Raw genomic sequence first — 1,120 nt, 5'->3', positions numbered from 1 at the left:
CGGGCCCGGGCCCGCCGGGGCGGAGCCGCTCCGGCGGGCTCGGGGTCACTCGGCCTTGTCCTCGGCCAGCGTGTGGGCGACGAGGGCGTTCGCGTGGCCGTGGCCGAGGCCGTGCTCGGTCTTGAGCCAGGCCACCAGCTCCCCGTGCTTGACGAGCGGCGAGGAGCGGATCAGTTCCTTCCACTCCGTGATCGGCCGGCCGTACTTCTTCTCGATCGACGGGAAGTAGCTGGCGGGTCCCTTGACTGCGTCGGTCATGTCGGGGTGGTCCCCTCTCCGGTGGGTGGCGGCGTACTGCTCGTGAGACCGCGGACGACCGGCGAAGTGATCGACGAACCGGTGTGGCGTGCGTCACTCGGATACGGTTCCCTGTGAGGCAGACCACCGCACTCCACCTTTTGTTGAACTTTGAACTTCCTTGTCGTACCGTTTTCCCCGTCGAGGGTTTCGCGCCGACCGCGCGGAGCCGACGCTCCCCCTAGAAAGTTCACGCATGTCTCTCGTTCTTGACTCCGCCGCCCAGGACCTGCTCTTCCGCGAGGCGCGCACCGCCAACACGTTCACCGACGAGCCGGTGACCGACGAGCAGGTGCAGGCCATCTACGACCTGGTCAAGTACGGTCCGACCTCGATGAACCAGTCGCCGCTGCGCGTCACCCTGGTCCGTTCGCCCGAAGCCCGCGAGCGCCTCGTCCAGCACATGGCGGAGGGCAACGCGGCCAAGACGGCCGCCGCCCCGCTGGTCGCCATCCTCTCCGCGGACAACGAGTTCCACGAGGAGCTGCCGCAGCTCTTCCCGCACTTCCCCGGCGCCAAGGACCTGTTCGCCGGTGACCGCTCGATGCGGGAGGGCCAGGCCTCCCTGAACGCCGCCCTGCAGGCCGCGTACTTCATCGTCGGCGTGCGCGCCGCGGGTCTGGCCGCCGGCCCGATGACCGGCTGCGACTTCGAGGGCATCCGCAAGGAGTTCCTCGACGACGACCACACCCCGCTGATGGTCGTCAACATCGGCCGCCCCGGCGAGGACGCCTGGTTCCCGCGCAGCCCGCGCCTGGCGTACGACGAGGTCGTCACCACCGTCTGATCGTCGCGTCGCCCACGACATGCGGCGGGGCCCCCG

2 protein-coding genes are annotated in these 1,120 nt (G+C 69.6%); one reads left to right on the top strand and one right to left on the bottom strand.

Annotated features, from left to right (window positions below):
* Positions 1 to 45: 45 nt before the first annotated feature.
* Positions 46 to 258 carry a DUF4287 domain-containing protein gene (locus tag AOK18_RS25425; protein WP_055695844.1) on the bottom strand — a complete coding sequence of 71 codons (213 nt, stop codon included), beginning with the start codon at positions 256 to 258 and terminating at the stop codon, positions 46 to 48.
* A 235-nt stretch (positions 259 to 493) separates the two neighbouring features.
* Between AOK18_RS25425 and AOK18_RS25420 the strand changes: the two genes are divergently transcribed.
* Positions 494 to 1,084 (top strand): malonic semialdehyde reductase, encoded by a 591-nt coding sequence (locus AOK18_RS25420; protein ID WP_055572614.1) that lies wholly within the window; start codon positions 494 to 496, stop codon positions 1,082 to 1,084.
* Positions 1,085 to 1,120: the final 36 nt, after the last annotated feature.

The organism is Streptomyces prasinopilosus (assembly GCF_001419695.1).
In the GTDB taxonomy this organism is placed as follows: Bacteria; Actinomycetota; Actinomycetes; order Streptomycetales; family Streptomycetaceae; genus Streptomyces; species Streptomyces prasinopilosus.
This window is presented reverse-complemented; position numbering and strand designations above follow the sequence as displayed.